This window comes from Kitasatospora sp. NPDC127121, from assembly GCF_042677305.1.
In the GTDB taxonomy this organism is placed as follows: domain Bacteria; phylum Actinomycetota; class Actinomycetes; order Streptomycetales; family Streptomycetaceae; genus Kitasatospora.
The window spans coordinates 1-19,123 of record NZ_JBHXTQ010000059.1 but is presented as its reverse complement, the minus strand read 5'-3'; the positions used below and the strand labels follow the sequence as shown (position 1 = coordinate 19,123).

The window sequence follows — 19,123 nt, the reverse complement described above, 5'->3', positions numbered from 1 at the left end:
ATCAGGACTGCTGGAGCGAACGGCCGGTGCGGGCCAGGAACACGTCGTCCAGGCTGGGGCGTTGGAGCTGGACGGTGCCGGGCGTCACGCCCGCCCCGTCCAGCGCGCGCAGCAGCTGCGGGATGGCCGCCGCGCCGTCCTCCAGGTAGAGCCGCAGTCCGTCCTCCCCGCTGAACTCCAGCCGGTGCAGGTAGGGCTGCGGGCGCAGCACCTCGGCGGCCCGCTCGGCGACGCCCTCTCCGGGCTCCAGTCCGAGCAGCACGACGTCGCCGGAGATCTCGCGCTTGAGCACCTCGGGCGTGCCCTCGGCCACCACCTGGCCGTGGTCGACGATCGCGACCCGGTCGCACAGGGCGTCGGCCTCGTCGAGGTAGTGGGTGGTGACGACGACGGTCATGCCCTCGGTGCGCAGCCGGCGGATCTCCTCCCACACGTACGCCCGGCTGGCCGGGTCCAGCCCGACCGTGGGCTCGTCCAGGAACAGCACCCGGGGCTCGTGGATGACGCCGAGCGCGATGTCCACCCGGCGGCGCTGGCCGCCGGAGTAGGTGGCGCACGGGCGGTCGCCGAATTCGGCCAGGTCGAAGGCCTTGAGCGCGCCCTCGGCGGCCTGGACGGCCTGCGCCTTGGCGGCGCCGTACATCCGGGCCTGGAGCACCAGCTCCTCGCGGGCGCTGACGGTGTCGGTGGTGCCGCCGCCCTGGGCGACGTAGCCGATCCGGCGGCGTACACCGGCCGGGTCGGTGAAGAGATCGGCCCCGGCGATGCTGGCCTGACCGCCGTCCGGGCGGATCAGGGTGGCCAGCATGCGCAGGGTGGTGGTCTTCCCGGCGCCGTTGGGCCCGAGGAAACCGTAGATCTCGCCCGCGTCGACGGACAGGTCGATGCCGCGCACAGCGTCGACGGTGGGGTTCTCGCCGCTCTTGCGGGAGATCTTCTTGCGATAGGACTTGCGCAGTCCCGTGGTCTCGATCAACCGGAACTCCCGTGCTGGGATGGGCTGCCACGGCACCTGGGAAGGCGGTGCTCGGCACCTGCGAAGGCGGTGCTGGGCGCCACCCTAGGGCGAACCCCGGCCCGGAGACAATGGCCTAGACCAATGGACGTTGATCTTCCGGTCTGCTACAGGGCCCCCGGTAGCGGCTGCCGGAAGTCCCGCCCGGCTCGGGCCGCCAGGCCCTCCAGCCGGTCCGCGGCCGTGGCCGCCCCGCCGCCCGCGCGCAGCGCCTCGCCGACCCGGACCGCGCCGCGCCGGTAGTCGGCCGTGTCCAGGACGGCCCGCAGGGCCTGCGCCAGCCGCTCCGGCGTCACCCGGGCGAACGGCACCCGCAGCCCCGCCCCGGCCGCCGCCACCTGCGCCGCGACGAACGGCTGGTCGTGCCGGATCGGTGCGGTGACCAGCGGCAGGCCGTGCGTCAGGGCCTCGCCGACGGTGTTCATCCCGCCGTGGCACAGCACCGCGTCCAGCGCGCCGCGCGCCATCAGCTCCAGCACCGGCGCCCGGTCCACCGCGACGGCCTGCGGCGGCAGTTCGGGCAGCAGTTCGCGCGGGGCGGCGAACACCGGCTGCACGTCGTCGCCGCACAGCTCCAGCGCCCGGGCGGCCCGTGCGTGGAAGTCCGCGCCCAGCTCGCCGGCCAGCGTGCCCATGGTGACCAGCACCCGTCGGCGCCCGGGCAGCAGCCGCTCCCACGGGAAGTCCGGATCGGCCGGCCGGGCGGACTGGACCGGCCCGACCAGCGCGTGGTGCGGGGGCGGCGCGTCGTCACCGGTCAGCGCGGGGCCGGTGGTCGCCAGCACCAGGGCGGGCGAGAAGCGCGGGTCCACGTACTCCTGCGCGGGCAGCCGGGCGCGCTCCCACAACCCGCGCAGCAGGCCGGTCATCCAGGCCTCCACCTGCGGCAATGCCCGGTACGGCCGGCCCAGTTCCATCGCCCCGGGCGCGAAGCTCGCCCACGGCAGGCCGTGCCGGTGGGCGGCCAGCGCGCCCGCCGGGGTGTGCTGGTCGACGAGCAGGACGTCCGGCCGGAACTCCCGCACGATCGCGTCCAGCGGCTTCGCGGTGAACCGCGCGTACGGGACGATGAAGCCCTCCCACAGCGAACGCAGCGCGGCGAGCCCGTGCCCGCCCTGCGCTCGGAACGCCCGGGTGCCGGTGCCGAGCACCTGGGCCTGGGGGCCGAGCAGCGGGCGCAGCACCGACTCGGTGCCGGTCCAGGCGACGTCGTGTCCGCGCGCGGTCAACTCGGCGGCGATGCCCGCCGCGGGATTGATGTGCCCGGTCAACGGGGGCATCACCAGCAGGAACCGGGTCATCGTGCACCCTCCTCGGGGATCAGTTTCTGCAGGTCGGCGACGGTCAGCGCTTCCAGGGCGGCCAGGTCCAGCCCGGCGCGCAGCCGGGCCAGGTCGGCGGCCGGGCCGAAGCGTTCGCGCAGGCGCTCGGCGAGCGCGGCCAGCTCGCCCTCGTCGAGCAGCAGGTCGCCGTCCAGCCGGGCGTCCGGGGTCAGCCGGTCGGCCCAGCCGGGGGGCGCCCCGGCGGCCTCGACCAGCAGCGCGACCAGCTCGGGGTGCAACGGCGCGGCGGGGTGGTGCGGTTCACGGTCGGACGACGTGTGAGAAATGGCATCGGACATCGAAGGGGGTCTCCCACCTGCTCGACGGCACGGGGGTGAACGCGCCCGCCCCGGAGGCGGATTCGGCGGCCTCGGAGACGAACGCGACGGTGAAGGGGCCCGAGATCACTTGTGCGACCAGGCGGGCGTCGGAATACTAGCCCGCGTGACAGCACTGGAGGCAGTGGCCGTTCACCTCCCCCCGCACGCCGTGCCCATCGAGGCGGTTGGTGAGCGGATCGGCCTGACCCCACGTCAACTTCGACTCTTCCGCCGCTTCCACGGACTGGACCAGCTCCGTCTGGACCCGTCCGGGACGCTGCCCGACCTGCTTGACTCCGCCCTCGACAACCTGCCTGAGCTGCGCGGACGCGAACGGGACGTCCGCTTCGTGATCCACGCGCGCAGCATGCCGGTGGCGGTGCCCTACCCGCTCAACCCACTGCACGACCTGCTCGCCCCGCATGGCCTCGCGCACGCCAACGCCTTCACGGTGACCCACCACGCGTGCGCGGTGGGCCTGCTGGCCATCGACCTGGCCGGCCGGCTGCTCGCCGCCGAGCCCGACCCGCGGGCGCTGGCGCTCATCCTGGCGGGCGAGAAGACCTTCACCAAGGACGCCCAGGTGGTGCCCGAGACCGGTATCTTCGCCGAGGGCGCGGCCGCCTGTCTGGTGAGCGCCGACGGCGAGCGCCACCGGGTGCTCTCCTTCGCGGTGCGCCAGCGCCCGGAGTTCGACGGCCGACTGGCCGAGGACGCGGACCTCCTGGCCCGCTACCAGCGCGAGTACCCGAACGTGATGGTGGAGGCGATCGAGGTCGCCCTGGACGAGGCAGGTCTGGACCTCTCCGACCTGGCCGCGGTGCTTCCGCACAACGTCAACCAGGCGTCGTGGCGGATGATAGCGCGCCGGATCGGCTATCCGCTCGACAAGGTGGTGCTGGACAACGTGCTGTCGGTGGGGCACAGTTTCGCTGCGGACAGCCTCATCAATCTTCACACCGCCACCACGCGGGGGCTGCTGCGCCGCGGCGACCACTACCTGATCGCCGCCGCCGGTGTCGGAGCCACGTTCTCCGCGATGGCGGTCCGCTGCTGACGAAGCGTCGGCTTCGTCCATCCTTCCCATGCCAGACCACTCTCCCACGTACGACGGGACGGGACACCCATGTCAGAACCTGTGGTCCAGACCACTGACCCCGAGCTGCGCGAGCGGATCCGCACCGGCATCGGCGAACTGCTGCCCCGCGTCCTCAAGCGCGAACTGCCCGAGATCCCCGAGAACGCCTGCCTCTTCGACGATCTCGGCCTGACCTCGGCCGGCACCATCGAGCTCATCCTGGAACTGGAGGAGTCGCTCGACATCCAGGTGGACGTCGAGCAGATCACCGAGGACGACCTGCGCTCGGTCACCAAGCTGGCCGACTATGTCGCCGGACACGTCATCCCCGAGGACTGACCAGGTGGCCGACCACGGCCTGCGGATCACCCGGGTGCTCGCGCGGCGCTTCGACGGGCGCTCGGAGGCCTCGTTCCACCCGGATCTGCGGGTGTTCGTCTCCGACCTCGTCCGCCCCTACGGCCTGCCGCTGCGCGAGGACCTGCTGCGCGAGGGCGTCGGCCACTCCTACGAGGAGCTGGCCGCCGACCTGCTGCGCGAGGCGCTCGCCGAGGACGAGCCCGTCGACCTGCTGATCCTGGCCTTCGACACCCCGGACGTCCGACCGGGCGCGCCGTCCTCGCTGGCGCTCAGCCGGTCCTGTCCGGGCACGCCGCTCGCCTTCGCGGTCTGCGACCAGGGCGTCGCCGCGGCCTTCACCGCGCTGCGCCTCGCGGTCGACTACCACCGCACCGGATCCTGCCGTCGGGCGGTCGTGGTGCTCGCCGAGCAGACCGCGCTGCACCACGAGCCGGCCGCGCCGGTGTCGCTTCCGGAGCGGCACGGTGTGGTGGTGCTGGTCTGCGAGGAGGCCCCCGGGCCTGATATGACGATCCATCAGATACCTGGTGCCGGGCTGTCGGACACGGTGGTGCGGGATCGGGCTGCCGAGCTGGGGCCCGACCCGGCGCTCGTGCTCGGCCCCGGGCTGGCCGGTGCCGACGGTGCGGCCGCCCAGCCGTTCACCGGGGCCTGGGCGGAGCTCGCCGAGCAGCTGCCCGCCTGGCGGGCGCAGGGGCGCCCCGTCCTGGTCGCCGACCTGGACCGCCGGCTCGGCGTGCTGAGCACGTTGACCCTTCCGTAGCCATGGTTCGGTTCATGCCAACTCTCCTGTCTCGCACAGGAATTGATGAACCATCGGTTTGGTAGGCGATTGGTCTGGACCAGCATGTGAGGTCGCTGGTAGCGTCCCGATCGCACCCCCGCTGAACCCTTCCCGGCGAGCCGAAAGGCGCGTACGACGTGACCCCGTACGGCGAGACACAGAGCAGTAGGCGGATCGAGGTCCGGTACGCGGCCCCGGTCGACGACTCGGCCGGCGGTTCGGGGCCGCTCACGCTCGGCCAGGACAACATGATCCGGTGTATCGGGCGCGACGCCCCCGAGCAGATCAACAAGGATTCGCTCTGGCCCGTCCCGGACGGCACCTCGGTGTCGGCCGGGCTGACCGCCCTACGCCGGCTCGTCGAACGGCACGAGTCGCTGCGCACCTCCTTCCCCGCCGGCCCCGGCGCGGACGGCTTCCCGGAGCGCCAAGTGGTGCACCCGGAAGGCCGGTTCACCGTCACCGTGATCGAGGCGGGCGATCGCGACGGCGCCCAACTGGACGCGTTCGCAGCGGAGTTGGGCCGAGCCGACGTCGCCGTTCCGTTCGACCTGGCCGCCGCCCCGCGGCTGCGCGTCACCCTCGTCGCCGGCGGGGAGCGACTGCTGCGGCTGGTCGCGGTGATCTGCCACGCGGGCGCCGACGGCGCCGCCACTGTGCTGCTGATCCAGGACTGGCTGGACCTCGCCGCCGGCAAGGACCTCCCGCCGGTCACCGCCCCGACCCCGCTGCGGATCGCGGACGCGGAACGGAGCGCGCAGGGCCGCCGCAAGTCGGCCGCCGCCCTGCGGTACTGGGCCCGCAGCCTCGCCACCGGCCCGCAGGTGGTGTTCGCCGACGCGCGGATCACCGGCCCCCCGCGCGACCACTCGGCCGTCCTGGTCCGCTCCCGCACCGCCGCCGAGGACCTCGCCGCCGTCTGCCGCCGCACCGGCGCGAGCCCGTCCGTCGTCCTGCTCGCCGCCTTCGCCGCGCTCGTCACGCACCGGTCCGGCCGTACCGAGCTGGCGCTCTCGGCGCTCTCCGCGAACCGCCAGCGCGCCGCCCTGGTCGACCACGTCGGCACCCTGGCGCAGGACGCCCTGATCCGGCTCGACACCGGGGCGGCCGACCTCGACCAGCTGATCGGCCGGGCCAAGGCGGCCTCGCTGAGCGCCTACTGGCACAGCACCCTGGACGCCGAACAGGTCTGGCGGCTCATCGAGGACTGCGCCCACCTGCGCGGCAGCCGCTTCCCCCGGCATGTCGTGGTCAACGACCTGAGCCTGACCATCCCCGCGGCCGTCGCCGACGCCCAACCCGCCGCGGCCGCCGACCCCGAACTGACCCGGGTGCCCGCCCCGCCGCTGCCGGTCCGGCTGATGTTCACCATCCTGCGGATCAGCGGCAGCCTCGACTTCGCCCTGATCAGCTGCCCGCAGGTGCTGGACCCGGACGAGACCGACCGGTTCGCGCGGGCGCTGCTCGCCGTCCTCGCCGCCGCCGCCCGCGGGCCCGTGCCGCTCGACGCCCTGCCCGGCGTCGGCGGCGTGCCGACCCCCGGCCGGAGCGGGGAGTGGCACCTGGTCGACGGTTCCTGGATCGACCTGGCCGCCGTCCGCGCCCTGCTGGAGGCCGCCCTCGGCGCGCGGGCGGACATCGAACTGGCGCTGGACGAGGGAAGGCTGACCGCCAGGCTGACCAGCGCGGACCACGAACTCACCCCGGCCGTCGCCCACCACGCGGTGGTCGCCGCCCTGCCCGGCCGCGACACGGCGATGGCGCCGCACCACTACGTCGTCCGGCACACCGGCCCCGGGGCGGAGACCGTCACCGCCGGCGGCGGCCGCGACCCGGACATCGCCGCCCGGCAGGCGGCGCTCACCTGAACGGGGGGAGGACGGGCAGACGCGGTCGGCTCACTCCAACGGGTCCTCGCCGTCCCACCGGACGTCCCACGAACACACCGAGGTCGCCCCCGAGGTGAGCCCCCACGGGCTCGGCACCTCCTCCTCGTCCTCGTCGCCCTGCACCGGCAGCCGGTCGATCACCGCGACCAGCCGCGGCGGCAGTTGCGGCGCCAGCCCGTGGTGGACCCGGGACAGGATGTCGCGCCGCACGTCGTCCGGCAGCAGCGGCCTGGTCATCCGCAACGGCATCGGCCCGGAGGGGCGTACGGCCGCCGCCAGCTGGTCCGACCAGGCCCGCCAGTAGTCGGCGTCGTCGTTCTCGCCGAGCTTCAGATGGTGCAGGTGCAGGCAGTACGCCGCCGTGCCGCAGCCCGATCCGGCGGCGAAGCGCCACCAGAACTCGGCGCCCTCCTCCCGCCCGGTCGCGTACAGCAGCGCGGCGAACACCTCCGCCCCCTCGGGCTGGATCCGGCGGGCGTTCACCAGGAGGTCGAGCCCCCGGGAGGCGTCCGGCGCGCCCAGCACCAGGGCCACCACCAGGCCCAGTTCGAAGGCGGCCTGCTCGAACTCCGACGGCAGGTGTGTCGGCGCGGCCGTGAGCCGGGCCTGGCGCAGTGCTGCGATGCGCTCGGCGTGCGCGCGTTTCGGCCGGGGCACGTGAACCACCGCACGCCCCCCGCCGCTCGTGCCCGCCCCACCGCTCGCGCCCGCCCCGTCGGGCGGGTCCGCTTCCGGCCCGGGCGTCACAGCTGACCCGCGCGGTCCGGCAGTTCACCCGCGCGGTCGGCCGGTTCGCCGGAGCTGTCCGGCAGTTCGCCCACCCCGAGTCGGCGCGCCAGTCGCTCCCGGGCGTGCCGGAGGTTGGAGTGCACCGTCGCCACCGGCCGCCCCAGGTAGGCCGCGATCACCTTGACGTGCAGGCCCAGCAGGTACCGCAGGATGATCACATCCCGCTGCCGGTCCGGGAGTTCGAGGATCGCCGCGTACAGCCGCACCTCGTCCGCCTCGCTGTGCAGCAGCCCGTTCGCGACCTGTTTGAAAGCGCCGATCACCGCGGCGAAGGTGACGGCCTCCACCGCCACCGGTTCCTCGGCGGACATCCAGTCCGAGACGTGCCGGTTCGCCAACCGCCAGGCGTACGCGGCCGGCTCCTCGAACCGCAGCACCTGCGGCCAGCAGCGGGCCAGGTCCGCCTTCACGGCCTCGACCACCAGCGCGGCGTCCGCCTGGCCGCCTATCCTGGTCAACGCGAGGGCGTGCCAGGCGGGTTCATGGGTCTCGCAGAACGACGCGTAGGTGAGGTCCAGCCGCAGGCCGAGGTCGCCACCGGCCTCCCGGTCCGACTCCGGGCCGTCGGCGCGCTCCAGCGTGGGCCCTCCCCGGTACCCGCGCACGGGGGCGCCCCTGTCGATCGTCATCGAGCCTGCTTTCCGTGGCCGCCGGCAGCTCGGCGGTCCACTCGAGGGTCGGGCTGTCTGCGCCCATCCTCAGTCCATCCGGCTCGTCACTCCAGGCCGCATCCCGAATACGGATTGTCATCCCATCGGATCAGCCGAACGGTTGGAATGCGGCGGACCGCGCCTGACCTCCGGATACGGTGGGCACCAATCGACAGGTGTCCGCGACGCCAAGGGGAACGCGATGAGCCTCTACGACGGAGTCGACCTGCGGCTCAACATGCCGCACTCGGCCCGGATGTACGACTACTACCTCGGCGGCTTCACCAACTTCGCCGCCGACCGCGAGGCCGCCGGGCACGCACTCGCCCTCGGACCCTGGCTGCGCGTCGCCGCCCGCGCCAACCGGTCCTTCGTCCACCGCTCCACCCGTGCCCTCGCCCGGGCCGGCATCGACCAGTTCCTCGACATCGGCACCGGCATCCCCACCCCGCCCAACCTCCACGAGGTCGCCCAGAGCGTGGAACCGTGCGCCCGCGTCGTCTACGCCGACAACGACCCGATCGTGCTCTCACACGCCCAGGCCCTGCTCACCGGCACCCCCGAAGGCCGCACCGCCTACGTCGAGGCCGACGTCACCGACCCCGCCCGGCTCCTCGCCTCACCCGGCCTGCGCGACACCATCGACCTCACCCGGCCCGTCGCGCTCTCCCTCAACGCCCTCCTGCACTTCGTCCCCGACACCCACGGCGCCCACGAGCTCGTCGAGCACCTCAAAGCGGCCCTCGCCCCCGGCAGCGCCCTGGTGATGACCCACGTCACCCCCGACTTCGCCCCGGCCGAGATCGCTGGCCTGGTCCGGATCTACGAATCCGCCGGCACCGCCGCCCAGGCCCGCACGCTCCCCGAGTTCACCCGCTTCTTCGACGGCTGGAGCCTCATCGCCCCCGGGATCGTCCCCACCCCCCACTGGCGTCCCACCCCCACCGACCCGCCGGCCACCGCCCCCGAAGCCGCCGCCTACGCGGCCGTGGCCCTCAAACCCTGACCCCGCCGGCCGCGCCGCCCCCACCCGCTCCACCCGTGCGGCCTCGCCGCCCCGGGGACAGACTGGTGGTGGATCGATGCTGCCCGTGAGGCTGGGAGAGGCATGCTGCTGGGACTCACCACCGCCTTGGTCGCGACCGTGTGCTTCGGGTTCGGGGCGGTGTTCCAGGCGCGTGGGGCGCGGTCGGCGCCGCAGGCGGACCGGGTGCGGGCGGGGCTGCTGGCCGCGCTGGCGCGCTCGTGGGAGTTCCTGCTCGGCACCGTGCTGGACATCGTCGGTTTCGCGCTGAGCATCGTGGCGCTGCGCAGCCTGCCCCTGTTCCTCGTGCAGGCCGTCACCAATGCGAGCCTGGCCGTGACGGCGCTCGCCGCCGTCCGGCTGCTCGGGGCACGGCTGCGCCGGGGGGACGCGGTCGGAATCGTCGCCGTGGTGGTCGGCCTGACGCTGCTGGCGCTGGGGTCGGGCCGGGAGGGCCGGGAGCACGCCCCGCCGCTGTTCCACTGGGCGCTGCTCGCGACGACGGCCGTGATGCTGCTGCTGACCCTCGTCCTGGTGCGCCGGGCCGGCACCGTGGCGGCGGCCGGGCTTGGGCTGCTGGCGGGGGTGGGGTTCGGGGTGACGAGCCTGGCGGTGCGGGTGCTGGACGCGTCGAGCCTGGTCACCGTCCTCACCGACCCGGCGGCGTACGCGCTCGTGGTGGGCGGCCTCGGCGGCTACCTGGCGTACGCGCTGGCTCTGCAGCGCGGCACGGTCACGGCCGCGACCGCCGCCGGGACGGTCGCCGAGACCTTCGGTCCGGCGCTGGTGGGCGTGGCGGCGCTGGGCGACGCGGCGCGTCCGGGGTTCGAGTGGTGCGCGCTGGCGGGCTTCGCGGTGGCGGTGGGCGGCACCTTCCTGCTGTCCAGGTTCGGGGAGTTGGAGGGGCAGTCCGCAGAGGTGGCCGGTGCGCGGCCGGGCGTGGCGGACCGGGACCCTGAACCCGGCCCCGGCCCGGGCCCGGAGGCGGAGTCCGAGCCGGCCGTCCCGCCCCGGTAGCCCGGGCGGCGCCGCCGTGCGAAGGTGACTTGCCGGACAAATCGGACGGTTGAACGCCCACGGAGCGGCAGGTGCGCGATGGCGGACGAAGCCCAGCCGGGCCCCCGACGGCCGGGGCCCGCCGACCCTCCGGTCGTGCTCGTCACCGGCGCCTCCTCCGGCATCGGCCTGGCCACGGCCGTCCGCCTGGCCGACGCCGGCTGGCGGACCCTGCTGTCCGGTACGGACGGCGCCCGCCTGGACGAGGTCGCCGCCCGGACCGGTGGCCGCGTCCTGCCCGAGGACCTGAGCAAACCGGACGGCCCGAGCCGGCTCGCGGAGGCGGCCCTCGCGGAGGCCGGCCGGGTGGACGCGCTGGTCGCCAGTGCGGGCCTGGGGTGGCGCGGACCGTTCGCGGACACCCCCTCGGACGTCCTGGACCGGATGATCGAGGTCAACTTCGCTGCCCCGCTGCGGCTGGTCCGCCTGCTCCTGCCGGGCATGCTGGAGCGCCGCCGGGGCCGGATCGTGCTGCTCGGCTCGATGGCCGGCCAGGTCGGCGTGCGCGACGAGTCGGGGTACGCGGCGACCAAGGGCGGGCTGGCGATGTTCGCGGAGAGCCTCTGGTATGAGCTGCGCGGCACCGGGGTGGGGGTGCGCCTGGTGCTGCCGGGCCCGGTGGACACCCCGTTCTTCGACCGGCGCGGCACGCCCTACCAGCGGGAGCGGCCACGGCCCGTGCCGGCGGAGCGGGTCGCCGACACCGTGGTCGCGACCATCACCACCGGTCGCGACCGGCTCTTCGTGCCGCACTGGCTCGGCTTCCCGGCCCGGATCCACGGCGTGGCGCCGGGCGTGTTCCGGCGCATGGCCTCCCGCTTCGGGTGAGCCCGGTGAACATCGCCACCCGGGTGCTCGCGGCGGCGGCCGCGGCGGAGTTCGCGCACCTGGCCCCGGCGGCGGTGCGCCTCCCGACACTGCGCCGCACGCTGGCCCGTCGAACCGCAGGCCTCGGTGCCGACCCGCGCCACGTCGCCCTGACCTTCGACGACGGCCCCGACCCGCGCAGCACCCCGGAGATCCTGGATGCGCTGGACGCGCTGGGCGGTGTCCGGGCCACCTTCTTCCTGCTGGGTTCGATGCTGGAGCGCGCCCCCGCCCTCGGCCGGGAGCTGGTGCTGCGCGGCCACGAGGTGGCCGTCCACGGCTGGCACCACCGGCCGCAGTGGTACCCGGCCCCGGCCCGTGACCTGCGCGAACTGCGCCACGCGATCGAGGCGGTGACCGCGCTGTGCGGGGTGCGCCCGCACTGGTACCGCCCGCCGTACGGGGTGCTGACGGCGGGCCCGGCCCTGGCCGCCCGGCGGCTGGGCCTGCGCCCGGTGCTGTGGACGGCCTGGGGCCGGGACTGGACGGCGGAGGCGACCGGGGCCTCCGTCTACGCGACCGCCCGCCCCGGCCTCACCGGCGGCGCGACCCTCCTCCTGCACGACTCCGACTGCACCTCCGCCCCCGACTCCTGGCGGGCCACCCTCGCCGCCCTTCCGCTGATCGCCGCCCACTGCCGCGCCCACTCCCTCACCCTCGGCCCGCTCCGCGACCACGCCGTCCCGGGGGCCGCCCGCGGCTGACGGCATCGCGCCCGCCGCCGAGCGCCGGGCGGACGGCGAAGCCCCGCCTCGACCGAGGCGGGGCTTCGCCGTGTGGCGTTGCTCGGCGTCTTCTAGCGTTCGCAGGCGACGCCGTCGTTGTCGCGGTCCAGGCCGGACCGGTACCCGGGGTCGCCCCGGTGCAGGGGGGCCTTGCCGGCGGCCTTCACCGCGTCGCAGTTCTTGTAGTAGGCGCTGCCGCCGGCACCGCCCTGGGAACCGCCACCCGACGCCCCGTCCGAGTTCGTGTCCGAGCCCCCGCCTGACGTTCCGCCTGACGTTCCGCCCGACGACCCGCCAGTGGAACTGCCGCCGGCGTTGCCCTGGTGGTTCGGGCTGGACGGGTCGTTGCGTTCGTCCGCGTAGAGCGCCGCGTACCGGTCCGCCGGGCACGAAGCCCCCGGCTTCACCAGCTGGAGCGCGGGAGAGACCGCCGGGTACAGCTTGCTCCCGGGCTGGAGCACGTTCGCGCACACCACCCAGGCGTCGTGGTCGGCGGGCAGCACGAGGTCCAGGTAGCGGCTGTGCTCCTGGATCCGGTCGGCTGCGACACCGGCCGCCACCAGTAGGGCACGCGCCTCCCCGGCGGTGTGCTGGGCGACGTCGGGCATGACACCCGACGCGGCGCTCGGAGTTGGAGTCGCGCTCGGAGCGGGAGTTGGAGTCGCGCTCGGAGCGGGAGTGGGAGTCGCGCTCGGGGTCGGCGTCGGGGACCCGGCGTCGGCCGGGGTGGCCGCCGTCGTGGCCGTGGCCGTGGCCGTAGCGGCCGGAGCCGGAGCGGCGGTCGTCGCCGGGGCCGCGACCGGCTGCGCCTTCTCCGGCTTCGGCCCCGTGATGACGCCCAACCAGAAGAGCGAGCCGATCAGGCAGCAGAAGGTCAGCGCCACCTTGGCGGCGACGTGCAGGCGGCGGGAGCGCCACAGCCAGATCGCGGCGAGCGGCGGTACGAACAGCAGGGCGGCGGCTCGGACGAGCCGGTTGGCCGTGGTGCGGGGCGGTACGGCCTGGGGCCCGGGCGGCCGGTGCGGGTCGGGGGTCACGAGGGGGTTCCTTCGAGCAGGAGTGTGTCCCCGGGGAGAGCGGCACCCCGGGGTGGGTGCTCCGGCCTGGGCTGGACGGCCGCCGCTGCCGGCGGGCGAGGCCGCTGTCCGGGGCCGTCCGGAGGCTTCGGAGAGTGTAAAGGACTCGCATGGAACAGGTATGCGCCAGGTAGCGAACTCCGGCCCCGGCCCCCGCCCGGGTGCACGGCTCCACCCCGGCCGGGACTCCCGTGTTGCTCGCCCCGGCCCTCGGCTACGCCAGCCCCACCTGGGCCAGGGCCGCGGTGAACCCGGTGCGCCAGGGCTCCGGGGTGGCGCCGGGGGAGGGGGCGGGCCCGGGGCGGGCGAGGGCGGCGAGGGCGTTGCGGACCACCTCGGCGGGGTGGGCGGAGGCGACGTCGGCGTGGCCGAGTTCCAGCTCGTGCTGGAGGTTGTCGCGACCGTGGCCCTGGACGACGTCGAGCAGCAGCAGTCGCCGTCCGAGGGCGCGGGCCTCGCTACAGGTGTCGCCGGAGCTGGTGACGACGAGGTCGGCGGCGGCCATCAGGGCGGGGACCCGGTCGGTGTAGCCGAAGGGGTGCAGGCGCGGCTCCCGGCGGGCGGCGGCCCGCAGCCGCCGTTCCAGCTCCCGGTTGCGCCCGGCGACGGCGAGCACGTGCGGACCGGCGGCGGCGAGCGAGGCGGCGGTGCGGGCGAGCGGTCCGAGCCCCCAGGCGCCGGACATCAGCAGCACGCACCGCCCGCCCGCCGGGACGCCCAGTTCGGCACGCGCCTCGGCCCGGCCGGGCGGCCGGTAGAACGGTTCCCGCAGCGGAGCGGGCAGGACGGTGACGGCGGCGTCCGGCCGGTAGCGGCGGACGGCGCAGGCGGCGACCTCGGAGGTGACCAGGAACAGGTCGGTGCCCTCCTGCACCCAGAGCCGGTGCGGTGTCACGTCGGTGCAGAACACGAAGTGCCGGAAGTCCCGTTGCGGCAGCCGGTTGACGGCCGAGGTGGCGGTGGCGAACACGGAGACCACCAGCTGCGGCCGCTGCACCGCGACCAGTTGGCGCAGGGCCGGGACGAGCCGGCTGCGGGCGGCCGCGTCGGCGAGCAGCGCGAGCCGGGCGCCGGGCCGCAACGCCGAGAAGTGGAAGGCGTCGTACACGCCGGGCAGGTCGAGCAGCCGCCGGAACACGGCCTCCCCGGCGGCGCCGGAGCGCTCCCCGAGCAGGGCCATCGCGTCGACCGTGTGGGTGGTCCAGCCGCGGGCCCGCAGGGTGTCGGCGCAGGCCTGGGCCATCACGTCGTGGCCCTGGCCGAGGGAGCCGGAGACGAGCAGGGCGTGCGGCATCGGGCGGCCCGTTCAGGAGGCGGCGGAGGCGGCCGCGGCGGCCCGGTACCAGTCGGCGTAACTCCGTACGCCGTCCGCGAAGTTGGTGTGCGGAGACCAGCCGAGCAGGCGCTTGGCCTGGGCGCAGGAGATCCGCCGCCCGGTGTAGTCGGCCTTGCGGCCGTCGATGTGCTCGATCGAGACCGGCCCCAGCAGGTCGTCGACGGTGTCGGCGATGTCGCGCACCGAGACGGCGGTGGAGCCCTCCAGGGCGAAGGTCTGGTCCTCGGCGGCGGGGGACAGGGCCCGGACGTGGGCGTCGGCGAGGTCCTCGACGTAGACGAAGTTGCGGCTCTGCCGCCCGTCGCCGGCGATGGTGATCGGCCGCCCGGTGAGCGCGGCCTGGACGAACCGGGCGACGACCAGTTCGTCGCGCATCCGGGGCCCGTACGGGATGCCGTAGCGCAGGATGGTGAAGTGCTGCCCGTACAGCTCGCGGTAGCTGTGCACCAGCATCTCGGCGGCGAGCTTGGTGGCCACGTAGAGGTGGCCGCTGTGTTCCAGCTCGATCGGCACGTGTTCGTCCAACTCCTGCTCCCCGCCGTCGAGTTGATCGTCGGTGAGAGCGGCGCCGTAGACCCAGACGGTGCTCGCCAGCACGGTGCGGCTCAGCCCGCTGCGCCGGGCGGCCTCCAGGACGGCCTCGGTGCCGTCGATGTTGGTCCGCACGGCCCGCACCGGGTCGGCGGAGACCTGTTCGACGTCGGCCATCGCGGCGAGGTGGTACACCACTTCACTGCCGGCCAGCGCGGAGGTGAGGGCCGCGAGGTCGAGGATGTCGAGCCGGGCGTGTTCGGCGTCGGGGTTGAGGTACTTGTCGGTGGTGTCCACCGCGAGGACGTCGTGGCCGGCCGCGAGCAGGTGGTCCACGACGTGTGACCCGATGAATCCACATCCCCCGGTGACGGCTATCCGCACGATCTCTCTCCTTGTCGGGCTCCGTGTCGAGCGCCTTCTCGAACTCCGTGTCGAGCGCCTCGGCGCGCCCGCCTGGTCGGGTCGACCCCGCCCCGGCTATCCGGCGAGTCTCCGGTGCACCGCCGAGACGGCCTCGATGACCTGCTCCGTCTCGTCCCCGGTCATGTCGGAGTGCACCGGCAGGCACACCTGCCGCGCGCAGACGTCCTCGGCGACCGGCAGCGGCCCGCGCCGGTAGGGGGCGAGGACGGGCTGCAGGTGCAGCGGCAGGTCGTACACCTCGCCGGACAGCCGCACCCCGTACTCCTCGGCGACCGCCCGCTTGAACGCGGCGCGCTCCACCCCGGGCGGCAGCAGCGCCACGTACTTGTAGTAGTTGCCGCGGCAGCCGGGCGGTTCGAGCACCGGCTCCAGGCCGTCGAGCCCGGCCAGCGCCTCGTCGTAGCGGCGGGCGACGGCCCGGCGGGTCTCGATGAACTCCTTGAGCCGGCGCAGGTGCACGGCGCCGACGGCCGCGCTGAGCTCGCTCATCCGCCAGGCGTGGCCGAGCCGGACGTGGTGGTTGGTGGTGAAGGAGCCCTTGCCCTGGTCGCGGTAGGTGCGGGCCTCGTCGCGCAGCTCGGGCGACTCGGTGAGGACCAGGCCGCCCTCGCCGCTGGTGGTGACCTTGGTCGGGTAGAACGAGAAGGCCCCGGCCAGGCCGAACGTCCCGGCGCTGCGCCCGTCGAGGCTGCTGCCGTGGGCGTGTGCGGCGTCCTCGACCAGCGGGACGCCGTGCCGGTCGCAGAGCGCGCGCAGCTCCTCGACCCGCGGGGCGATCAGTCCGCCGATGTGGACGAGTACGACGGCTGCGGTATCCGGGGTGAGGGCCGCCTCCAGCGTCTCGGGGGAGAGCGCCAGGGTGGCCGGGTCGACGTCGGCGATCACCGGGCGCCCGCCGGCGTGCAGGACGGCGCCGGCGGTCGCGTAGAAGGTGACGGCCGGCACGACGACGTCGCGGCCCCGGACGTCGACCGTGCGCAGGATCACCTCCAGCGCCGCGGTGCCGCTGCTCACCGCGACGGCGTGCGAGGCGCCGTGCTCGGCGGCGAAGGCCTGCTCGAAGCGCTCGGTCCACGGGCCCAGGGTGAGGGCGCCGGTGGTGAGCATCTCCATCACCGCCTCGGCGACGGCCGCGCGGTCGGATTCGTCGAACACGATGCGGGCGGCTGGAACGCCCATGGGCACCTCCGGCGGCGGGCTGGGGTCAGCACCGATCGGGTCAGATGGGTCCGAACCACAGGAAAAGGGTCGGGCCTGGCACATCACGCTACTTCGCCCGCCGGGCCGCGGCCCGTCGTCGCCGCCCGCCCGGGTGACGGCGCCCGGCCCCGTCGCCGCGCTGCCGCTGCCCCCGTCAGCGCTCCGTCGCCGCCGCCGGGAGTGCGCCCGACTGCTCCCGCCACAGCTGATGCGCTTCCGCCGTCCGGGGAGGGGCCGTACTGCGTCCGCAGTACGCAAACGGCCTGCGCAGGGACGACGACGGAGGAGGGGCCGGCGATCAAGGATGGGCCATGCTGCGGGCGGTCCGCGCCGAAAGGCGCCGGGGCGGCCGCGGTGCGCACGCTGACCGAGATCCGAAGGAGTCCACTCTTCCGTGGCCACGTTCCTGTACCGCCTGGGCCGCTGGGCCTTCGTCCGACGCCGGCTGGTGACCCTGCTCTGGGTCGCCGTGCTGGCGGTCTGCGGAGTCCTGGCGGCCAAGGCGCCCGCCGCACCCGACGACGGCTTCGCGATGCCCGGTACGGAGGCGCAGAAGGCCTTCGACCTGATGAACGAGCGCTTCCCCGGCGGCCACGCCGACGGCGCCTCGGCCCGCCTGGTGTTCGTCGCCCTGTCCGGGCAGAAGATCACCGCCGAGCCCAACCAGCAGGCGGTGGAGCGGACGGTCGCCGAGCTCGCCCACGCCGACGAGGTCACCGGCGCGGTCAGCCCGTTCAAGGCCAACACCGTCTCCAAGGACGGCACCACCGCGTACGCGACCGTCAGCTACTCCGCCAAGGCGGGCGAGCTGTCCAAGGGCGCCACCGACGCCCTCGAACAGGCCGCCCAGCACGGGCGGGACGCCGGGCTCAAGGTCGAGGTCGGCGGCAACGCGCTGATGGCCAAGCCCGAGGCCGGCGGCAGCAGCGAGATGATCGGCATGGCGCTGTCCGCGGTCGTCCTGGTGATCACCTTCGGCTCACTCGTGGCCGCGGGCCTGCCGCTGCTCACCGCCGTGATCGGGGTCGGCCTCGGCATGGCCCTGATCACCGGGCTGGGCAGCACGCTCGGCCTGTCCTCCACCACCAGCACGCTCGCGATGATGCTGGGCCTCGCGGTCGGCATCGACTACGCCGTGTTCATCGTCTCCCGCTTCCGGGCCGAGCTCGCCGAGGGCCACACCCCGCAGGAGGCGGCCGGCCGGGCCGTCGGCACCGCCGGCTCCGCTGTGGTGTTCGCCGGACTCACCGTGGTGATCGCCCTGGCCGGGCTCTCGGTGGTCGGCATCCCGATGCTCGCCAAGATGGGCATGGCCGCGGCCGGCACGGTGGTCATCGCCGTCCTGGTCGCGCTCACCCTGGTCCCCGCGCTGCTCGGCTTCATCGGCCGCCGGGTGCTGCCCCGCAAGGCCCGCAAGGGCACCGTCCAGCCGAAGAAGGAGAACGGCGGCTCCCGCTGGGCCAAGTTCGTGCTGCGGCGCCCGCTCGCGGTGCTGCTCGGCGGCGTGATCGGCCTCGGGGTGCTCGCCGCCCCGGCGCTCGACCTGCGGCTCGGCCTGCCCGGGGACGAGTCCAAGCCGACCTCCACGACCCAGCGCCGTGCCTACGACCTGCTGTCCGAGGGCTTCGGCCCCGGCTTCAACGGGCCGCTGACCGTCATGGTGGACGTCAAGGGCACGCCCGATCCGAAGGCCGCCGCGAGCGAGGTCGCCAAGACGGTCTCCGGGCTGCCCGGCGTGGTCTCCGTCACCCCGCCGATGTTCAACAAGGCGGGGGACACCGCCCTGCTGAACGCCGTCCCGTCCACCGGTCCGAGCGCTGCGGAGACCAAGGACCTGGTCCAGGCGATCCGCGGCCACGCCGCTGGCCTCAAGACGACCACCGGGGCGACGGTCCTGGTCAGCGGCACGACGGCGATGAACATCGACGTCTCGCAGAAGCTCACCGACGCGCTGGTGCCCTACCTCGCGGTGGTCGTCGGCCTCGCCGTCGTCCTGCTGCTGGTGGTGTTCCGCTCGGTGCTCGTCCCGCTGAAGGCGGCGCTCGGCTTCCTGCTCTCGGTGGCCGCCGCGCTCGGCGCGGTCGTCGCGGTCTTCCAGTGGGGCTGGCTGGCCAACCTGATCGGCGTCGAACAGACCGGCCCGGTGATGAGCATGATGCCGATCTTCATGGTCGGCGTGGTCTTCGGCCTCGCCATGGACTACGAGGTGTTCCTGGTCACCCGGATCCGCGAGGGCTTCGTCCACGGCGAGCAGCCCGACGAGGCCATCGTCACCGGCTTCCGGCACAACGCCCGGGTGGTCACCGCCGCCGCGTTCATCATGATCGCCGTCTTCGCGGGCTTCATCGGCATGGGCGAACCGATGATCAAGATGATGGGCCTGGGCCTCGCCGCGGCCGTCGCCTTCGACGCCTTCGTGGTCCGGATGGCCATCGTCCCGGCCGTCCTGGCCCTGCTCGGCCGCCGCGCCTGGTGGCTGCCGCGCTGGCTGGACCGGCTGATACCGGACATCGACGTCGAGGGCAGCAAGCTGCAGACCGCCGCCCCCGAACCGGCCCCGGTCCGGGAGTCCGTCGGCGTCTAGTACTGCAACGGTGCTTACCGTGACGAGGCTTCAGCTCTTGGGCTGTGGCCTCGTCTTTTGTAGTGGCTGGTCCGGGCCTGTTGTTGGCGTC

The 19,123-nt window shown here is 74.4% G+C and carries 18 protein-coding genes; 9 read left to right on the top strand and 9 right to left on the bottom strand.

All coding sequences use genetic code 11. The features are described 5' to 3' along the window. Position 1: 1 nt before the first annotated feature. From ACFVHI_RS25920 to ACFVHI_RS25910, 3 genes are all read right to left on the bottom strand, one after another. Positions 2–976, bottom strand: a complete 975-nt coding sequence (locus ACFVHI_RS25920) for an ATP-binding cassette domain-containing protein (protein WP_380343205.1) — start codon at positions 974–976, stop codon at positions 2–4. 146 nt (positions 977–1,122) lie between these two features. Then, entirely contained in the window at positions 1,123–2,316 is a 1,194-nt protein-coding gene (locus ACFVHI_RS25915) for a glycosyltransferase (protein ID WP_380343202.1), read from the bottom strand. Next, entirely contained in the window at positions 2,313–2,636 is a 324-nt protein-coding gene (locus ACFVHI_RS25910) for a hypothetical protein (protein ID WP_380343199.1), read from the bottom strand. Before ACFVHI_RS25910 ends, ACFVHI_RS25915 begins: the two co-directional genes overlap by 4 nt. Positions 2,637–2,781: 145 nt before the next feature. On the opposite strand from ACFVHI_RS25910, the gene ACFVHI_RS25905 reads away from it, so the two are divergent. The 4 genes from ACFVHI_RS25905 (at position 2,782) to ACFVHI_RS25890 (ending at position 6,747) form a co-directional block, all read left to right on the top strand. Continuing rightward, a complete protein-coding gene (locus tag ACFVHI_RS25905) occupies positions 2,782–3,714 on the top strand; it encodes a 3-oxoacyl-[acyl-carrier-protein] synthase III C-terminal domain-containing protein (protein ID WP_380343197.1) in 933 nt (310 codons plus the stop codon). 69 nt (positions 3,715–3,783) lie between these two features. Continuing rightward, positions 3,784–4,074 carry a phosphopantetheine-binding protein gene (locus ACFVHI_RS25900; protein ID WP_079136143.1) on the top strand — a complete coding sequence of 97 codons (291 nt, stop codon included), beginning with the start codon at positions 3,784–3,786 and terminating at the stop codon, positions 4,072–4,074. A 4-nt stretch (positions 4,075–4,078) separates the two neighbouring features. Continuing rightward, on the top strand, positions 4,079–4,858 hold the full coding sequence (locus ACFVHI_RS25895) for a hypothetical protein (protein ID WP_380343194.1): 780 nt from the start codon (positions 4,079–4,081) through the stop codon (positions 4,856–4,858). A 158-nt stretch (positions 4,859–5,016) separates the two neighbouring features. Next, positions 5,017–6,747 carry a condensation domain-containing protein gene (locus tag ACFVHI_RS25890; RefSeq protein ID WP_380343191.1) on the top strand — a complete coding sequence of 577 codons (1,731 nt, stop codon included), beginning with the start codon at positions 5,017–5,019 and terminating at the stop codon, positions 6,745–6,747. Between the two features lie 30 nt (positions 6,748–6,777). On the opposite strand, the gene ACFVHI_RS25885 is transcribed toward ACFVHI_RS25890, so the two are convergent. Both ACFVHI_RS25885 and ACFVHI_RS25880 read right to left on the bottom strand, forming a co-directional pair. Further along, positions 6,778–7,425, bottom strand: coding sequence for a hypothetical protein (locus tag ACFVHI_RS25885; protein WP_380343188.1), 648 nt, complete (start codon positions 7,423–7,425; stop codon positions 6,778–6,780). An 86-nt stretch (positions 7,426–7,511) separates the two neighbouring features. After that, entirely contained in the window at positions 7,512–8,186 is a 675-nt protein-coding gene (locus ACFVHI_RS25880) for an RNA polymerase sigma factor (RefSeq protein ID WP_063350675.1), read from the bottom strand. A gap of 223 nt (positions 8,187–8,409) precedes the next feature. Here ACFVHI_RS25880 and ACFVHI_RS25875 point away from each other — a divergent pair, with 223 nt between their 5' ends. From ACFVHI_RS25875 to ACFVHI_RS25860, 4 genes are all read left to right on the top strand, one after another. After that, positions 8,410–9,213: an SAM-dependent methyltransferase gene (locus ACFVHI_RS25875; RefSeq protein WP_380343185.1), complete on the top strand. Its 804-nt coding sequence runs from the start codon at positions 8,410–8,412 to the stop codon at positions 9,211–9,213. Between the two features lie 102 nt (positions 9,214–9,315). After that, entirely contained in the window at positions 9,316–10,248 is a 933-nt protein-coding gene (locus ACFVHI_RS25870) for a hypothetical protein (RefSeq protein ID WP_380343182.1), read from the top strand. Positions 10,249–10,326: 78 nt separating this feature from the next. Further along, on the top strand, positions 10,327–11,115 hold the full coding sequence (locus ACFVHI_RS25865) for an SDR family NAD(P)-dependent oxidoreductase (protein ID WP_063350678.1): 789 nt from the start codon (positions 10,327–10,329) through the stop codon (positions 11,113–11,115). A gap of 5 nt (positions 11,116–11,120) precedes the next feature. Continuing rightward, complete coding sequence (locus ACFVHI_RS25860; RefSeq protein ID WP_380343179.1) at positions 11,121–11,858, top strand: polysaccharide deacetylase family protein; 738 nt, start codon at positions 11,121–11,123, stop codon at positions 11,856–11,858. A gap of 92 nt (positions 11,859–11,950) precedes the next feature. Here ACFVHI_RS25860 and ACFVHI_RS25855 read toward each other — a convergent pair whose 3' ends face one another. The 4 genes from ACFVHI_RS25855 to ACFVHI_RS25840 form a co-directional block, all read right to left on the bottom strand. After that, a complete protein-coding gene (locus tag ACFVHI_RS25855; protein WP_380343176.1) occupies positions 11,951–12,916 on the bottom strand; it encodes an excalibur calcium-binding domain-containing protein in 966 nt (321 codons plus the stop codon). A gap of 253 nt (positions 12,917–13,169) precedes the next feature. After that, positions 13,170–14,249: a hypothetical protein gene (locus tag ACFVHI_RS25850; protein ID WP_380343173.1), complete on the bottom strand. Its 1,080-nt coding sequence runs from the start codon at positions 14,247–14,249 to the stop codon at positions 13,170–13,172. Positions 14,250–14,261: 12 nt separating this feature from the next. After that, on the bottom strand, positions 14,262–15,206 hold the full coding sequence (locus ACFVHI_RS25845) for an NAD(P)-dependent oxidoreductase (protein ID WP_063350681.1): 945 nt from the start codon (positions 15,204–15,206) through the stop codon (positions 14,262–14,264). A 96-nt stretch (positions 15,207–15,302) separates the two neighbouring features. Continuing rightward, positions 15,303–16,427 (bottom strand): DegT/DnrJ/EryC1/StrS family aminotransferase, encoded by a 1,125-nt coding sequence (locus tag ACFVHI_RS25840; RefSeq protein ID WP_380343169.1) that lies wholly within the window; start codon positions 16,425–16,427, stop codon positions 15,303–15,305. Between the two features lie 415 nt (positions 16,428–16,842). Between ACFVHI_RS25840 and ACFVHI_RS25835 the strand changes: the two genes are divergently transcribed. Beyond that, on the top strand, positions 16,843–19,032 hold the full coding sequence (locus tag ACFVHI_RS25835; RefSeq protein ID WP_380343166.1) for an MMPL family transporter: 2,190 nt from the start codon (positions 16,843–16,845) through the stop codon (positions 19,030–19,032). The last annotated feature ends 91 nt before the right edge of the window (positions 19,033–19,123 follow it).